This is a genomic window from Bacteroides sp. DH3716P (genome assembly GCF_025914115.1).
Taxonomy (GTDB): domain Bacteria; phylum Bacteroidota; class Bacteroidia; order Bacteroidales; family Bacteroidaceae; genus Bacteroides; species Bacteroides ovatus.
This window is the reverse complement of sequence record NZ_CP083673.1, coordinates 2,293,510-2,310,060: the sequence shown is the minus strand read 5'-3', so window position 1 is coordinate 2,310,060 and position 16,551 is coordinate 2,293,510. Positions and strand designations below refer to the sequence as shown.

The window sequence follows — 16,551 nt, the reverse complement described above, 5'->3', positions numbered from 1 at the left end:
TTCAGTGTTTCATATCTGGAATTATTTCCCGATTAAGTCCTTTCCTTCGCGTACGCTTTGAAGGATACTTTGCAGTTCTGCCACTTTCTCCGGCATATTCTTTGCATAGTTGGTTACCTCTTTCACTTCTTTCATCTTATAAAGCTGGGGTTCTTTAGAGTTTCCGGTTTCTATCTTCGGTCCCCATTGAATCATTTTCGGTCCGTCATTCGGTTCGATGTATTTCCAGTCTTTGGTGCGGACAGAAAGCGTGTGATTAGAAGCCTGCTCTATTACCCACGGGCGGTCTGTCTTTTCTTTACCCAGCCAACTTCCCAGATAGTTGTAACTATCCGGTGCGGTATTCTTAGGCATCGTAGCTCCGGTCAGGGAAGCGAGAGAGGCGAGCCAGTCCACTTGTGAAACCAATAAGTCTGAAGTCATTCCTTTTTTTACTCCTGCAGGCCAGCTGACGATGGCAGGAATACGGGTTCCTCCTTCAAAGGCACTATATTTGTTGCCCCGTAGTGGTCCCGCAGGACTATGACCGTTGAGTAGTTCTTCTGCTTTGTCATCGTATCCGTCGTCTACTACCGGGCCGTTGTCACTTGAAAGAATAATGAGTGTATTTTCTCTTAATCCCAGTTTTTCGAGTGTATTCAGGATTTCACCGACACAATAATCGAACTGTACGATAGCATCGCCTCTTAATCCCATCGGATTTTTTCCTCTGAAACGGTCGTGAGGAAAGCGGGGCACATGTACGTCATTGGTGGCAAAGTAGAGAAAGAAAGGTTTGTTTTGGTTTTCCTCGATGAATTGAATGGCGTGTGTGGTAAGTGAATCAGCAATGTTTTCGTCTTTCCAGAGCGCCTTTCCACCGCCTTTCATAAAACCGATGCGTGAAATTCCATTAACGATCGACATGTCGTGACCGTGACTTGGCTTGAGGTTATAAAGTAATTCAGGATTACTTTTTCCGGTAGGTTCACCCTCGAAGTTCTTTTGATAACTGACTTCGATGGGAGCACTCGGATCATAGTTGGCTACTTTCCCGTTTTCGATGTATACACAGGGTACACGGTCGGCTGTGGCTGCCATAATGTAATGATAGTCGAAACCTAAATCGCCCAGTGCGCACGGTAACGGAGCATTCCAGTCTTGAGTGGCGGTTTGATCTCCGAGTCCCAGATGCCATTTGCCTACTGCGGCAGTGGTGTAACCGACACTTTTGAACATATCTGCCATGGTGTATTGTTCGGGACGGATAATCATTCCGGCATTTCCTGCCGCTACATCCGTTCCTTCTTTGCGCCATGCGTATTCTCCGGTTAGCATGGAGTAGCGGGAAGGGGTGCTGGTGGCGGCTGTTGCATGAGCATTGGTGAAAAGGATTCCCGATTTTGCCAGTCGGTTGACGTTGGGTGTCTGTACGTTTTTAGCTCCGTAACATTCCAGATCGCCGTAGCCGAGATCGTCGGCGTAGATAAATACAACGTTGGGTGTTTTTGACTTTGTCGGTGTGGTGTTTTCCGGTGCTTTATTGGCGGCTGTTGCAGCACAGGCAACAGAGGATACAAGGGTTAGAATGAAAGGTTGTTTCATTGGTTTTGGGGGTTAAGTGTGTTATTATTAGTAGAAAAAGATGTGCCTGTTCTTTGCCGGACACATCTTTTTCATCGTCTGTTTAACTTAATTCAATGATTTCTTCATTGCAGTTCGTCAGTTTTTCTATTCCTTCGTTGGTCACTACCCAAGAGTTCTCGATACCTACGGGACCTACACCCGGAATAACGATTTTCGGTTCGAGGGCAAAGACCATACCCAGTTCTAATTGTTGCTTTATGCGGGGAGCCAGTACCGGAGCTTCGTTAATTTCAAGCCCGATGCCGTGACCGATAAATTTGGCTTGTTGTCCTGTTCCCATAAATTTGTCGGCAAATCCGGCTGCTTTGACCACTTCGACTGCTGTGTCGTAAAGCACTTCACAGGCAATACCCGGTCTGGCAATGGAAGCAATTTTTTCTTGGATATCCAGACAAACCTGATGGGCGGTGTAAGCTTCTTCGGGCAGTTTGCCGATGGAGAATACACGGCTCATATCGTTCATGTAACCGTTGAAGTTGCCACCTAAGTCCACCATAACGCTTTGTCCCTCTTTTAACGGAGTTTTATTTGCTCCTCCCGGCAAGGCAGGATCAAGTCCCTGACCGCCTAAGGCAAAATCATAAGGAGAGGGGTAACCGGCATTATCTCCGGTCAGTACGCTACCCATGAATATTTCCATACTGCGTCCGAATACCCGGAAAATTCCGAGGCAACCTTGCAGACGCATCAGGCGTTCTATTTCGATGGAAAATTCAATGTCCGTCATACCGGGACGATAAACACCAGGAATCTGCTCATAAGCCTTTGCATGAGCAATGCCGGAGCGGCGGAACATTTCAATTTCTACAGGTGTTTTCACGCTGCGTGCCTGGCGAATCAACGGGGTACCATTTACCACTTCCGCTTCCGGGAAGAGACCGGCCAGACGACAATATTCCGTATAAGGAAGTTCGTCACCTTCTAACATCAGTTTGGTTGGCATCGGTAATCCTTGTTCTTTCAGCAGATCAACAATTTGTTCCGGTTTGCGGATAGAGAATGAGTGCTCTCCTGTGATGTTATTAGGACGTTTAAAAAATAATAGTGCAGGCGAATGAAGGGGGAGGTAAAGATAGCCACTGACTACACAGCCATACGTGTAAATTAAATTTGCATTACACGTGATAAGTGCGGCGTCAATGCCCTGCGACACCATCAGACTGCGAATTTTGTCACGGCGAAATTTCAATTCGGGTTGTAGCATTTTTTATTTATTACTTGATTATTAATTACAAAACCAATAATGGTAAATTATTAGTTGTGAGTTGTTTATCGCATATAACAAATTCACAAACTATTATTTAACCTATCATGCTACAAAGATAATTAATTCCAGCGAAAATAATGTTAATCTCAAAAAAATAGCGCTACCCGCGTCCTGTCACAGGAGACGAGCAGCGCAAACCACAAATACAAATACAACTAAACAAAGTCCTTAAATAACGCCTTGTCCCATCATTGCGTGAGCTACTTTCATAAATCCGGCAATGTTGGCACCCTTCACATAATTAATGTATCCGTCGGGTTCCGTGCCGTATTTCACGCATTGTGCATGGATGCCGTGCATGATTGCATGGAGTTTTTCGTCCACTTCGGCGGCACTCCAGCTAAGGTGCATTGCGTTTTGAGACATTTCCAGACCGGAAGTGGCTACACCACCTGCGTTGACCGCTTTACCGGGAGCATACATCGTCTTATGTTCAATGAAAAGATCGATAGCTTCAGGGGTACATCCCATGTTGGAAATTTCTCCGACGCAAAGTACGTCATTTTTTATGAGATTTTGAGCATCTTCTCCATTTAATTCGTTCTGGGTGGCGCAAGGAAGTGCGATGTCTGCTTTCACTTCCCACGGGCGTTTTCCTTCTACGAAGGTTGCGTTTGGATACTGTTCGACATAAGGAGCCACAATATCGTTACCCGAAGAACGAAGTTCGAGCATATAGTCAATTTTTTCACCACTGATACCATCCGGATCGTAGATATATCCGTCCGGACCGGAAATCGTAATCACTTTTGCACCCAGTTCGGTAGCTTTAGTAGCTGCTCCCCAGGCAACGTTGCCGAAACCGGAGATTGCCACTGTCTTACCTTTTATATCGATCCCTTTTGCCTGAAGCATCTGGTTGACAAAATACAGTCCTCCGAAACCAGTAGCTTCCGGACGAATCAATGAACCGCCGAATTCCAATCCTTTGCCGGTGAATGTACCGGTAAATTCACGAGTCAGTTTTTTGTACATACCGAACATATAGCCCACTTCACGTCCTCCTACACCAATGTCACCGGCAGGCACATCCATGTCCGGTCCGAGATGACGCCACAACTCCAGCATAAATGCCTGGCAGAAACGCATGATTTCAGCATCACTCTTACCGCGTGGAGAGAAATCGGAACCGCCTTTACCGCCACCCATAGGCAGGGTAGTCAGTGCATTCTTGAATGTTTGTTCGAAACCGAGGAACTTCAAAATGGAAAGATTAACGGATGCATGGAAACGGATACCACCTTTATATGGGCCTATCGCATTATTGAATTGTACACGATAGCCGAGATTGGTCTGTACCTCGCCTCTATCGTCCACCCATGTCACACGGAAAGTGAAGATGCGGTCAGGTTCTACCAATCTTTCTATGATTTTAGCTTTTTCAAATTCAGGATGTTGATTGTATATATCTTCGATAGAAAGAAGAACTTCCTTCACTGCCTGAAGATATTCAGATTCACCGGGATGCTTAGCCTCCAAAGAGGACATGATTTTCTGGATGTTCATGATACTATATTTTAAAAGGTTAATTCTGATAAAATGTCAACTAACTCACTGCAAATATAGGAAAATTTTTCAGATGCGATTGATTTTATGCCATTATTTTGATTAAATAATGATAAAATGATAGTAAAAAAAGCATTAGGTATCAAGTATTCAGTGCTAATACTTAATACTTGATACCAGAATTTAATACTTTGTACTTTTTACTTCTTAAAATCCGGCTTCATGTCCAGATTGTACATGATGAAACCGTAGATGTCTGCTTGTTCTTCAAGTACTTTTGCCATCGGTTTGCCTGCACCGTGACCTGCTTTGCTGTCGATGCGGATCAGTGTCGGGTTTGTACCGTCGTTGTCTGCTTGCAGCGTAGCGGCAAACTTGAATGAATGGGCGGGAACCACACGGTCGTCATGGTCGGCAGTGGTTACCAGTGTTGCCGGATATTTTGTGCCCGGTTTCAGGTTGTGCAATGGAGAATAGCCTTTGAGGTATTCAAACATTTCTTTGCTGTCTTCGCTTGTTCCGTAATCGCTTGCCCAGTTCCAACCGATAGTAAATTTATGATAGCGAAGCATATCCATCACGCCTACCTGCGGAATTGCTACACGGAACAGGTCCGGACGCTGTGTCATGCAGGCACCTACTAGCAGACCACCGTTGGAGCCACCTACAATGGCGATTTTGTCTTTATTCGTATATTTTTCGTTGATAAGATATTCGGCAGCAGAGATGAAGTCGTCGAATACATTCTGCTTCTGCATCTTAGTTCCGGCTACGTGCCAGTCTTCACCGTATTCGCTGCCACCACGCAGGTTGACTTGTGCGTAGATACCGCCATTTTCGAGGAATGGGATGCGCATTGCACTGAAACCCGGGTTGAGGCTGATGCCGAAACCACCGTATCCGTAGAGGAATACAGGATTTTTGCCGTCTTTCTTCAGATCTTTCTTATAGGTAAGGAACATCGGGACTTTTACACCGTCTTTGCTGGCAAAGAATACTTGTTCCGTCACAAAATCATCCGAGTTGAACTGTACTTTCGGTGCACGGTATAGTTCGTAGGTGTTCTGGTCCATATCATATTTGTAAGTGGCACCCGGAATGGTGAATGAAGTGAATCCGAAGAAACATTCTTTATCGTCTTTGTTGCCGCTAAAGCCTACGGAACCGAGTGACGGCAGTTGAATCTCCTGAATTTGTTTGCCGTCGAGGCCGTAAACGTATGCATGGTTCGAAGCATCTTTGTCGTAAGTAAGGAACAGTTTGCCACCGATCACTTCTGCGTTTGAAAGAACGGCTTCCGATTCGGGAACGAGTTCTTTCCAGTCCTCCAGTTTCGGACGGTTGATGTTGGCTACCATGATCCGGTTTTTCGGTGCGCCATAGTTGGTATAAATATAAATCTGGTCGCCGATCACTTCAATCGGGTAGTATTGGTAGTCGAGGTCGGTAGTCAGCTGGATAAAAGGAGAATTCGGTTTTTTCAGGTCTCCTATAAACAAGTTATTGCCTCTTCCGGCACCGGATTCTGTGAGGAAGAGAATACGTTCGTCTTCGCTGGTGCTGGCTGTATAGAAACGTTTCGGATAAGCCGGATTTTGATAAATCAGTTTATCTTTCGATTGCGGTTCACCTATTTTGTGATAATAGATTTTGTGCTTTTCGTTTACGTTGGAGAATTCTTTTCCTTTGGCGGGAGCATCGTAGGCGCTGTAGTAGAAGCCGTCTCCCTGCCAGGCGGCACCGGTAAATTTGGCCCATTCGATGTGGTCTTCCAATAACTTGCCACTTTCAGTGTCCATGACAAATATTTCAGACCAATCCGATCCGCTGCGTGAGATACTGTAAGCGGTATATTTGCCGTCGTTTGAGAAGTAAAGACCGGTCAGTGCCACTGTGCCATCGTCCGAGAGCTTGTTCGGGTCGAGGAAAATGCGAGGCTCGCCGTCCAGTGAATCCTGTACGTAGAATACACTCTGGTTTTGCAGGCCGTCATTTTTACTGAAGTAATATTTGCCATGTTTCTTGATTGGCGCACTGATCTTCTCGTAATCGGCCAGTGTGGTCAATCGTTTCAACAAGTTTTCCCGGAATGGAATCTGACTTAGATACTCATTCGTTACTTTGTTTTGTGCTTCTACCCAGGCAGTAGTAGCTGCACTGGTGTCATTTTCCAGCCATCTGTAAGGGTCGGGAACTTGTGTACCGAAGTACACGTCTACGGTGTCTACCTTTGCCGTCTCGGGGTAGACTAGCTTTTTCTGTTGGGGAGCGCATGACATCACCATGATTCCACTCATTAATAAAGTTACTTTTTTCATGTGAATAAAAAGTCTTTTTGAATAAACTTAAAGTTACAAATCTACAAAATAATAAGAGATAAACAAGTAAACTTTATAAAGAAGATGGTGGAAAATGAGATTTAAAGAATTAACTTTGCAAAATGTGATTCTGCAGATAGACGATTTGAAATAAGAAAGGAGAATGACTTTATGCTTAGTAAATATAAATTAAACCAGCTTTACTTCAAAGATACACAATTCGCTAACTTGATGACAAGGCGGATTTTTAACGTGTTATTAATCGCTAATCCTTACGATGCTTTCATGTTGGAGGATGACGGGCGCATTGATGAGAAGATTTTCAATGAATACACTTCTTTGTCTCTGCGCTATCCACCTCGTTTCTCGCAGGTATCTACGGAGGAGGAAGCATTGTCACAGTTGGAAAATATGTCGTTCGACCTGGTGATTTGTATGCCGAGCACGGGGGATAATGACAGTTTCGATATCGGCCGTCACATTAAAGAGAAATACGAGCATATTCCTATCGTCATACTGACTCCTTTTAGCCATGGTATTACCAAACGGATTATCAATGAAGATTTAAGTGCGTTCGAATATGTGTTCTGCTGGTTGGGTAATACCGACCTGTTGGTGTCTATCATTAAGTTGATAGAGGACAAGATGAATCTGGAACACGATGTACAGGAGGTCGGTGTGCAGCTGATTCTTTTGGTGGAAGATGGCATTCGTTTCTATTCTTCCATTTTGCCGAATCTGTATAAGTTCGTGTTGAAGCAGAGTCAGGAATTCTCTACCGAAGCCTTGAATGCACACCAGCGTACGCTCCGTATGCGCGGACGTCCTAAAATAGTGTTGGCACGTACGTATCAGGAGGCGATGGAGATCTATCATAAGTATCAGAATAATATATTGGGGGTAATCACTGACGTCCGTTTCCCGAAAGTGGAACGGGGAGAGAAAGACGGTCTGGCAGGTATCAAGCTGTGTGCGGAGATACGTAAGAATGATCCGTTTGTTCCTTTGATTATTCAGTCTTCCGAATCTGAAAATTCGTCTTATGCAGTCAAGTATGGTGCTAGCTTTATCGATAAGAACTCCAAGAAGATGGACGTTGATTTGCGCCGTATCGTCTCCGATAATTTTGGTTTTGGTGATTTTATTTTCCGCAATCCGGATACCGGGGAGGAGATTGCCCGCGTCCGGAATTTGAAGGAGCTGCAAAACATTCTTTTTGCCGTACCTGCGGAATCTTTCTTATATCATATCAGCAGGAATCACGTGTCGCGTTGGTTTTATTCACGTGCCATGTTCCCGGTGGCTGAATTTTTGAAACCGATAACCTGGAATAGTCTTCAGGATGTGGATGCTCACCGTAAAATCATCTTTGAGGCGATTGTGAAATATCGTAAGATGAAGAACCAGGGAGTTGTGGCGGTCTTTAAGCGCGATCGCTTCGACCGTTATTCTAACTTTGCCCGTATCGGGGATGGCTCTCTCGGAGGAAAAGGGCGTGGACTGGCATTTATTGATAATATGGTGAAGCGTCATCCGGAGTTTGACGAGTTTGAAAATGCGCGTATTGCTATTCCTAAAACAGTGGTGCTTTGTACGGATGTCTTTGATGAGTTCATGGACACCAACAACTTGTATCAGATTGCACTGTCGGATGCGGATGATGCTACGATTTTGAAATACTTCCTGAAGGCTAAATTACCGGACCGGTTGATAGAGGACTTTTTCACTTTCTTCGATGTCGTGAAGTCTCCGATTGCCATTCGGTCTTCTTCCTTGTTGGAGGATTCTCACTATCAACCGTTTGCCGGAATTTACAACACTTACATGATTCCTTATCTGGACGACCGCTATGAAATGTTGCGGATGCTTTCCGATGCCATCAAAGGGGTGTATGCTTCGGTTTATTTCCGTGACAGCAAAGCGTATATGCAAGCTACGTCGAATGTAATCGATCAGGAGAAAATGGCTGTTATCTTACAGGAAGTAGTTGGCAATCAGTATGGTGACCGTTATTATCCTTCCATGTCCGGTGTGGCACGCTCGCTCAATTATTATCCGTTGGGGAATGAAAAGGCAGAAGAGGGAACGGTGAATCTGGCTTTGGGATTAGGAAAATATATTGTTGACGGTGGCATGACCCTTCGTTTTTCTCCTTATCATCCTAATCAGGTGTTACAGACCAGCGAAATGGAAATTGCTCTCAAGGAGACTCAAACCCGTTTCTATGCATTGGATTTGAAAAATGCCGGACATGATTTTTCTATCGACGATGGTTTTAATTTGCTGAAACTTCATGTCAAAGAGGCAGAAAGTGACGGTGCTCTGCGTTATATTGCTTCTACCTACGATCCGTACGATCAGATCATTCGTGATGGTTTATATCCGGGAGGACGTAAGGTGATTACTTTTGCTAATATCCTGCAACATGATGTTTTTCCGTTAGCTCGTATTCTGCAGTTAGTATTGAAATATGGTGAACAGGAGATGCGCCGTCCGGTTGAAATTGAATTTGCAGCAACGTTAAGTTGCGAACATGATAAATCCGGAACTTTCTATCTGTTGCAGATCCGTCCTATCGTAGACAGTAAAGAAATGCTGGACGAGGATTTGAACGAGATACCGGATGAAGATGTGATTCTCCGCTCATATAATTCATTGGGACATGGTATCATGAATGATATTTATGATGTGGTCTATGTAAAGACCGATAATTATAGTGCCTCCAACAATCAGACAATTGCCTGGGAGATAGAAAAGATTAACCAACAATTCTTGAATGAAGGAAAGAATTATGTGCTTGTCGGTCCGGGACGTTGGGGAAGCAGTGATACATGGCTTGGTATTCCGGTGAAGTGGCCGCATATCTCGGCTGCCCGTGTGATTGTGGAAGCCGGTCTGACTAATTACCGGGTAGATCCCAGTCAGGGGACACACTTTTTCCAGAACCTGACTTCTTTCGGGGTAGGGTATTTCACGATCAACGCCTTTATGAATGATGGAGTGTATAATCAGGATTTCCTCAATGCGCAACCGGCAGTGCAGGAAACGAACTATCTCCGTCACGTTCGCTTTGAAAAGCCTGTGGTAGTCAAGATGGACGGTAAGAAGAAGCTGGGAGTAGTCTTGATGCCGGAGGCTTAAGGTGGTGTATGGTTTATTCTATTTATCCGTTATTTCTATAGGTTAATGGGCTCATGCCGACATATCGTTTAAAGTATTTGCCAAAAAACGATGTGTTGGCAAAATTGAGTGAATTAGAAATTTCTTGAATGGAAAGATGGGTGGACTTTAATTGTGATTTGGCATCCATGATGACCATGTGTGCAATGATTTCTGCACATGTATTCCCAGTGACTTTCTTAACTGTTGTACATAGGTGAATATTTGAGATTTTGAGTTTTTTGGCGTACCATGCTACATTTCGGGTATGATTGTAATTCTGCATCACCAGTTGAGTGAAGTTTTTGTAGATTAATTCACCTTTAGATAAAAATTCTTTGGTGTTTTGTAGTTGGGTGTTATACATGGCAGCTATCCCTGCGTGTATGTTGTTGTACAAGTGCGGAGTAATACCTTTACGGGTTGATTCATTGAAAAAGGCATATAATTTTATCAAGAATTGAAAGTACTCCGCCAATAACTTGGCTCCTTCCGGTTTTAATGAAATGACAGGTCGTCCTATCGTTATAAATAAAGTCTTGATAGATGAAGGTGTCAAATTGGCTTGTTCTATGTATTTTGATGAGAATCCTCCAAAATAAAGTATTGGTTCTCCGCTTACACTGTGTATCTGAAGAATGCTTCCCGGCATGATAGTAACAAAATCGTTAGCTCGTACTGTGATACGGTTTAGATTGACTGAAGCCTCAATTTCTCCATCCATACATAATACGAATATTTCCGATTTCAACCGGCAGGGAAAGTTTGTATATAAATTGAGCAATTCTTTGTTAACTCCTGTACCTATAAGCCATTCTTCAGGTAAGTCTATTTTGGGTAATTCTTCCATGTTTCGTACTTCTTACTTTATAACAAAGATATGTAGATTTAGGGAAATAGGCTCTCTTTTCTTTTCTTAAATTATAATTTTGACTTGAAAAATGGTATATTACAAGGGGTTTTGAGTATATTTCTTTAAAAATAGAACAGAAACAAGAAAAATAGACCTTGCGGAGATGTGGAAATAGTAGTTACTTTGCAGCTGTGAAATTTTGGATCTATGCGATGGTATATCGCGTATTTGCTTTTATTAATTAAAAAGAGAATTTAGAAATGAAAAAGAAATTATTTTATTATCTGTTTGCAGTATTGTGTACTGCGACATTGTTTACGTCTTGTAGTGACGATGATGATAATGGAAAGAATGGTGATGATCAGACAGAAGTTACTGATATTAGTGGTAGCTATAAAGGTAATTTGGTAGTATCCATTGATGGAAGTGCAGCTGATCCTGTCTCTCAAGTGATATCTATTGCTAAATCAGGTGATCAAACATCACAAGTCATATTGTCTTTGAAAAAATTTTCATTTGCAGGTCGGTTGGTAGGTGATATTGAAGTGCCTTGTACGGTGGAAGAAAAAGATGGAGTACAATCTTTTAGTGGACAGAAAGATCTGAAGTTTACTACAGAGTTTGGTCAAATGTTAGGAACGCTTCCTACGTCGGTAAGTGGAACTGTGAGAGACGGGAAAGTTAGTATGAAAATAGGTGTAACAGTTGCAGCTTTAGGCCAAACAGTGGATGTTGCTTTTGAGGGAGATAAGATGAGCGGTAATGAAAGTGGCGAAGCGAAAATTCTTTCTTTTACTTTTGATTTAGAGAATGAGGCTAATGCCTGTGTTATAGGACATCCTGTGATTAATGAGGATAATACAATAACTTTTGATGTTGATCAAGCTATGGTGGATGCTAATCCTGATTTGTTAAAAGGGTTAGTGCCTACGTTTGCTTATTCTGAAAAAGCAACTTGTGTTTTACAAAGTGGAGTTGCTATCGATTTTTCTTCGGATGTGGTTATTATGATTGTAGCAGAGAATGGAACTTCGGTAGAGTATGTGGTAAAGACTCCTGCGAGAGTAACTACTTCTGTATTGGCTTTTGGATTCGAGGGTTGGGAACCTGTGGCAGGTAGTTTTTTAAGTTATGCTTATGATAAACCTAAACCTACAGAGGTATTAGCTACAAGTACGGAGGGAGTTGCTATGTTAAAGATTATGCAAGTTTCTTTGACAGAAATGCCAGTTTCTAAGAGTACAGATGCGAAATCGGGATCTTATGCTGCCAAGTTAGTGACTTTGGATACTAGTTCAAAAACATCATCTTTGATCCCCGCATTAACAGCCGGTTCTTTATATACAGGGACATTTGAGTTAAATTTGACAGAAGGTGTTGATAGACTTGCTGCAACAAAATTTGGAGTTCCTTATGATAAAGAACCATTATATTTGAAAGGATGGTACAAATATATTCCGGGAGAAAAATTTATTAATGGCGAAGGAGCAACTAAACCTGAAGAGGTAAAAGTAGTAGAAGGCGCTATAGATGAGTGTTCTATAATGGCTGTATTGTATGAGACGACTTTGGATGAGAAAGGAAATAATATTCCTCTTACAGGGCATGATATAAATACCTCAGATCGCCGTGTTGCAGTAGCTCAATTGGCAGATGGTAGTGCAAAAGCTGATTGGGAATCGTTTAAGATTCCATTTCAAAATTTGGAAGGTAAAAAGTATGAGGCAGGTAAAGATTATCAGATAGCTATTGTATGTTCTTCAAGTAAAAAAGGTGATCTCTTTGTCGGTGCTGGTGGTAGTACACTTTTTATAGATGATTTGGAGGTGATAGGTAAGTAAAATCCTTGTTATGGAAATAAAAAGAGAGCTTCATTATAAAAGCTCTCTTTTTATTTCCATAATTTAAGTTGTTGGAATTAGACAATTATGAAAGTTTTAGATAAAATTATTATGTAATAAGCTTTAGAACGCATATCCAAACCCAATATTCAAATAGATAGGATACATCGCAAACGTGATGGTATCAAAGTCTTTCTTAAAGATGTCGTTTAGCCCCCATGTCAGATCTGCATAAACATTAAGGTGTTTGAAAGCTTTCCACTCACCGCCTAATTGGGCTCCCCATTGAAACTTGCGTAAATTATCAGAGAAGTCGTAAGTTGCAACACTTTCACCGCTGAAATCTACCCGTTGACCGGTTTCATCAGGCGTACGTAAATGTCCTTCATATACATGGCCGGAGAAGTTGCCTTCAGTCATATAAGAAACATAAGGACCAAGTGATACTTTCCAACGGTCACTTATCTTATAATTAGCCAATACAGGAATGGTGAGATATGAATTTTTCACTTTTGTCTTTACACCACCAGTCCAAAGACCTTGTAGCTCGCCGCCATTAGTGTTGATGATCTTCATTCCGTAATTTTTTACGGTAGCTTCGGTTGTCATAGTTTTGTTTTCGAGACGTATACCCGCAGTCATTCCCCATTTCTTGTCATTACCGAACCACTTTGTAGCATTTCCTTCAATAGCGATAGCTATGTTGGGAGAGTAGCTATCAATATTACGTATTTCTTTAGGTAAGGGTAGAGGAGAAGTACCTCCAATGCTTAATCCTGCTTTGATACTATACTCCCATCCATGTAAGTATGAGTAGATAAGAGCTTTGTTACGTTCGTTTTGGGCATATGCCACATGTGAAAAAAGTATTGTGAGGAATACAATCCCTACTACTTTATAATATATTGTTTTCTTCATTATTTTATCAATTGATTGGGTTTATTATTAATTTGCGGGATATTCATTCGGGTCAGAAGTTTGAACAATTTTAACTTTGTCTACATAAAGGGTGCTACCTACAGCTCCCTCAAACTTCGCGCCGTCTACACTGGATGAGAATACGATGGCAAGTTTGTAGATACCTTTTTCTAATTTGTCGGAATCAATAGATTTGCCGTTTTTTGGCTCGAATTTGAAGCTAAACTCTGTCCAACTGTCTGTTTCAGGAAGCTTTTCAAGATTCCGTGCCAAAGCTACAATATTTGGTGAATTGAGTGAGGTTGAACCGTCGAGAAATTGTACATTGGCATCTGTTTCGTATAATACTCCATAAATATCACATTTATCCTTTTTCCCTTCCACTGGTACTCCTTTTGATGAGAAAATAGGACCTGCCTTGTATTTATACGATCCTTTCAGTTCAAGTGGATAGTAGAAGAATGGAAATCCGAAATGGGTGGCTTTCATTGCATCGCTTAATGCTTGCCCTACTTCAAATGAACCAATGAAAAGATTACCAGCTGCAATATGCATATTTACCATGCTTCCAAAACTGCCGGTATTCTTAGTCTCTAATTTTACACATTTACCGCCATCAACTCCTCCATTTACTTGTACTGTCGGATAGTCTTCTGGTGTTTTTGCCATTTTAGTCAGTTCGAATCCAGGATTTCCGCTAGCTAATTCCAATCTACGAATGATAGCTCCTGCGGAGGGATTCTCTTCAGTAAACTTATGGTAAGGATTGTCTGAACTTAGCGTTTCGAAGTTGTATGTGATAGGCATTTCTGTTTGCCAAAGTCTGATTGTATAGGTAGCAGAAAAGTCGCTATCTTCTGATGTAACCTTAAATTCTCTAGGGTTATTTTCATCTTTGAAATTATAAGTATTAACTCCGTCTTCGGCTAGCTGTTTGACAGGCGCTATGGAAGCTCCGGCAGGAAGGTCAAAATTGATGTTTATCTTAGACGGATCGGCAGCTCTTGATACATATAGCTGAACAGTGAACTCGTTTGGATCAATCAAACATTGTTGAATATCGTTTCCGCTGCATCCGTCTATAGCTGCTTCAACGTTTAGAGCTTCATCCTGAATGCAGGAAGCAACTGCCAGACATAATATCATTCCGGCGAATAAATTTTTTAGTTTCATCAGTCTGTTATAAATATTAAGGGGTTATACAGGGGACAAAGATAGTTAAAATAGTTGAGTGGCTATTTCTGTAGAATGTTAAAAGAAAAATCAGAGTTGTCGGTAATGATATATAAAAGAGGCTGTCCGCTTCTTTTCGGAAGCCCTCTTTCTTAAAGCGAGAGGAAAGGAACTATTAAATATCTAATTAATAGATCCTTATGTTTAGAATTTTATCCTCTCTAAGTTTCATGTCATTTCGTTGTATTAGCCTGTTTTTATATTTGCGCATCAAAGAAGGATTGATACTTTCTTGTTATAATCAGCTTGTACTGTTGCTTCATTTCTTTAGGCAAGAAAGAAATATCTATGAACTCTAACCATTTTTCGGCAACTTTGGTAAATTTAGAAAATAGGTTGTCTATGATCTTTTTCTCTAAACTGCAACTATTCATGGCAACTTCAAAATCAGAACGCTTGATTTTGCGTCTTTTTCCATAAAGTGTCAAAGCCAATTCTTCAGTGTCCTCCGGCATGAGGAGTGCCGTAGAGATCATGTCATATCCCGGGGTCAGTGAATAATAGCCTTTACGCTGACTATAAAGTGAAAAGTTTTTCAGATGCATATCCGCATTTCCGGTCAGCCATGAGAAAACGACTTGTTCCCAGAAATTTATTACGTCAAGTTTTGGCACAGAGGAATATTGCATAATTATCTTTGCTATCTTTTCATAAGAACCCTTATATTTATACTCTGTGAGGCGTTCCGAGAGCTGGCACATATCCTCCATTGGCAACTTTTCACCCTTTGCGGTTCTATCTATGCGTTTAGTGATATAGGCCAATTCGCCATCGGCAAAACGAATCAATGAATGAGGGACAACGTTCACTTTAGCCAATTCGGCAAGATGCATCGTTAAATCCTCAACTTCAGGCATGTATTTAAATTGTTCCGTTTGCGGTTTGAGAATATAACGTCCCCATAAACCAACGATAGTAAAGCGTTGCGGTTGGTTGGGGGACGATGATATATCGAGAGACAATTTTGCTTGCACTCCTGTAAGTGTGGTTTGTGAGCGTATGACTTGTTCGGCAAGTTGCTTAATATCCGCTTTTGTATAAGGTAGGAGAGGAACTGTTTTGCTCCCAAATATTTTCTTTCCGCATTGAGGGTGAAAATCAGTTTCTCCCTCGCCAAGTTCCTGATAACAATATAGGCATCTGCTCATCATTATTCTTTATTTAAGATGGGAATCACACTAACTGCACCGATGCAATCTTTGCAACAGGCAAGCAGTAGTGACATACGGTCACGTCGATTTATCTTCCAACTTTTTTCAGCAATATCTAAAAGCCAGCCTTCAGGAATAAGACCGTCAAAGAATGGGAATAATATTAGACTTGTATATGGCTTTTCCGAGATTGGCAGTGTGAGGCTGATAGATTCCGCATCGCTGGATTTAATGTAGGCTGTATCATATTGAAAGGTATAGCCATTTTCATCTTCTGTAAGCAATCCTGCCAACTGGTCTTGGTTGTATATGAGTGCTTGTCTCATAGCTTGTTGAATTTACTTATTGGTACAACACCCACTTCCGTTCCAAAGAGACTAAGCACTTGATTTACTTTATCAAGACGCAAAGTCTGTTTCCCCTGTTCGAGTTCGCGTACAAAACGTAACCCGACTCCTGATTTTTCGGACAGCTCTACTTGGGTCAAGTTATGTTCTTTACGCATTTGCTTGACGTATTCTGATAATGATTTATCGTTCATATTATACCCTTTTGGGTACAAAGATAATGTAAATTTTCTATTTTACACCCTTTAGGGTATAAATTTAGTTGTAGATTTATGAATTATACCTTATGGGGTATAAGAAAACAGGTACTCTTTCTTTGGGAAGAAGGAGTA

General features: G+C 41.7%; 12 protein-coding genes. 2 read left to right on the top strand and 10 right to left on the bottom strand.

The annotated features are described in order from the left end of the window. Positions 1-21: 21 nt before the first annotated feature. The 4 genes from KQP79_RS08365 to KQP79_RS08350 form a co-directional block, all read right to left on the bottom strand. Entirely contained in the window at positions 22-1,584 is a 1,563-nt protein-coding gene (locus KQP79_RS08365) for a sulfatase family protein (RefSeq protein WP_004297992.1), read from the bottom strand. Between the two features lie 82 nt (positions 1,585-1,666). Continuing rightward, positions 1,667-2,830, bottom strand: coding sequence for a M24 family metallopeptidase (locus KQP79_RS08360; RefSeq protein ID WP_061448616.1), 1,164 nt, complete (start codon positions 2,828-2,830; stop codon positions 1,667-1,669). Between the two features lie 231 nt (positions 2,831-3,061). Beyond that, the gene (gene gdhA / locus KQP79_RS08355) at positions 3,062-4,399 is read right to left on the bottom strand and encodes an NADP-specific glutamate dehydrogenase (RefSeq protein ID WP_004297996.1); all 1,338 of its coding nucleotides are present in this window, start codon (positions 4,397-4,399) and stop codon (positions 3,062-3,064) included. A 200-nt stretch (positions 4,400-4,599) separates the two neighbouring features. Beyond that, positions 4,600-6,717, bottom strand: a complete 2,118-nt coding sequence (locus KQP79_RS08350; protein ID WP_061448617.1) for a prolyl oligopeptidase family serine peptidase — start codon at positions 6,715-6,717, stop codon at positions 4,600-4,602. Between the two features lie 171 nt (positions 6,718-6,888). Here KQP79_RS08350 and KQP79_RS08345 point away from each other — a divergent pair, with 171 nt between their 5' ends. Beyond that, positions 6,889-9,858, top strand: a complete 2,970-nt coding sequence (locus tag KQP79_RS08345) for a PEP/pyruvate-binding domain-containing protein (RefSeq protein ID WP_061448618.1) — start codon at positions 6,889-6,891, stop codon at positions 9,856-9,858. A 22-nt stretch (positions 9,859-9,880) separates the two neighbouring features. On the opposite strand, the gene KQP79_RS08340 is transcribed toward KQP79_RS08345, so the two are convergent. Next, positions 9,881-10,726, bottom strand: coding sequence for a helix-turn-helix domain-containing protein (locus KQP79_RS08340; protein WP_004310069.1), 846 nt, complete (start codon positions 10,724-10,726; stop codon positions 9,881-9,883). A gap of 263 nt (positions 10,727-10,989) precedes the next feature. On the opposite strand from KQP79_RS08340, the gene KQP79_RS08335 reads away from it, so the two are divergent. Continuing rightward, on the top strand, positions 10,990-12,570 hold the full coding sequence (locus KQP79_RS08335; RefSeq protein WP_149952243.1) for a PCMD domain-containing protein: 1,581 nt from the start codon (positions 10,990-10,992) through the stop codon (positions 12,568-12,570). A 123-nt stretch (positions 12,571-12,693) separates the two neighbouring features. Here the strand turns inward: KQP79_RS08335 and KQP79_RS08330 are convergent, their stop codons facing one another. From KQP79_RS08330 to KQP79_RS08310, 5 genes are all read right to left on the bottom strand, one after another. Then, the gene (locus KQP79_RS08330) at positions 12,694-13,488 is read right to left on the bottom strand and encodes a porin family protein (RefSeq protein WP_004310073.1); all 795 of its coding nucleotides are present in this window, start codon (positions 13,486-13,488) and stop codon (positions 12,694-12,696) included. Between the two features lie 27 nt (positions 13,489-13,515). After that, entirely contained in the window at positions 13,516-14,661 is a 1,146-nt protein-coding gene (locus KQP79_RS08325) for a PCMD domain-containing protein (protein WP_004310075.1), read from the bottom strand. Positions 14,662-14,918: 257 nt separating this feature from the next. Beyond that, positions 14,919-15,869: a HipA domain-containing protein gene (locus KQP79_RS08320; protein WP_032855996.1), complete on the bottom strand. Its 951-nt coding sequence runs from the start codon at positions 15,867-15,869 to the stop codon at positions 14,919-14,921. 2 nt (positions 15,870-15,871) lie between these two features. After that, complete coding sequence (locus tag KQP79_RS08315; RefSeq protein WP_004297663.1) at positions 15,872-16,198, bottom strand: HipA N-terminal domain-containing protein; 327 nt, start codon at positions 16,196-16,198, stop codon at positions 15,872-15,874. Beyond that, complete coding sequence (locus KQP79_RS08310) at positions 16,195-16,413, bottom strand: helix-turn-helix transcriptional regulator (RefSeq protein ID WP_004297664.1); 219 nt, start codon at positions 16,411-16,413, stop codon at positions 16,195-16,197. The genes KQP79_RS08315 and KQP79_RS08310 overlap by 4 nt, the downstream gene beginning before the upstream one ends. Positions 16,414-16,551 lie beyond the last annotated feature (138 nt).

Bases quoted from the DNA above. Each gene is read 5' to 3' on its own strand.
- KQP79_RS08365 (WP_004297992.1), bottom strand. From the start codon at position 1,584: ATGAAACAACCTTTCATTCTAACCCTTGTATCCTCTGTTGCCTGTGCT.
- KQP79_RS08360 (WP_061448616.1), bottom strand. From the start codon at position 2,830: ATGCTACAACCCGAATTGAAATTTCGCCGTGACAAAATTCGCAGTCTG.
- gdhA (WP_004297996.1), bottom strand. From the start codon at position 4,399: ATGAACATCCAGAAAATCATGTCCTCTTTGGAGGCTAAGCATCCCGGT.
- KQP79_RS08350 (WP_061448617.1), bottom strand. From the start codon at position 6,717: ATGAAAAAAGTAACTTTATTAATGAGTGGAATCATGGTGATGTCATGC.
- KQP79_RS08345 (WP_061448618.1), top strand. From the start codon at position 6,889: ATGCTTAGTAAATATAAATTAAACCAGCTTTACTTCAAAGATACACAA.
- KQP79_RS08340 (WP_004310069.1), bottom strand. From the start codon at position 10,726: ATGGAAGAATTACCCAAAATAGACTTACCTGAAGAATGGCTTATAGGT.
- KQP79_RS08335 (WP_149952243.1), top strand. From the start codon at position 10,990: ATGAAAAAGAAATTATTTTATTATCTGTTTGCAGTATTGTGTACTGCG.
- KQP79_RS08330 (WP_004310073.1), bottom strand. From the start codon at position 13,488: ATGAAGAAAACAATATATTATAAAGTAGTAGGGATTGTATTCCTCACA.
- KQP79_RS08325 (WP_004310075.1), bottom strand. From the start codon at position 14,661: ATGAAACTAAAAAATTTATTCGCCGGAATGATATTATGTCTGGCAGTT.
- KQP79_RS08320 (WP_032855996.1), bottom strand. From the start codon at position 15,869: ATGAGCAGATGCCTATATTGTTATCAGGAACTTGGCGAGGGAGAAACT.
- KQP79_RS08315 (WP_004297663.1), bottom strand. From the start codon at position 16,198: ATGAGACAAGCACTCATATACAACCAAGACCAGTTGGCAGGATTGCTT.
- KQP79_RS08310 (WP_004297664.1), bottom strand. From the start codon at position 16,413: ATGAACGATAAATCATTATCAGAATACGTCAAGCAAATGCGTAAAGAA.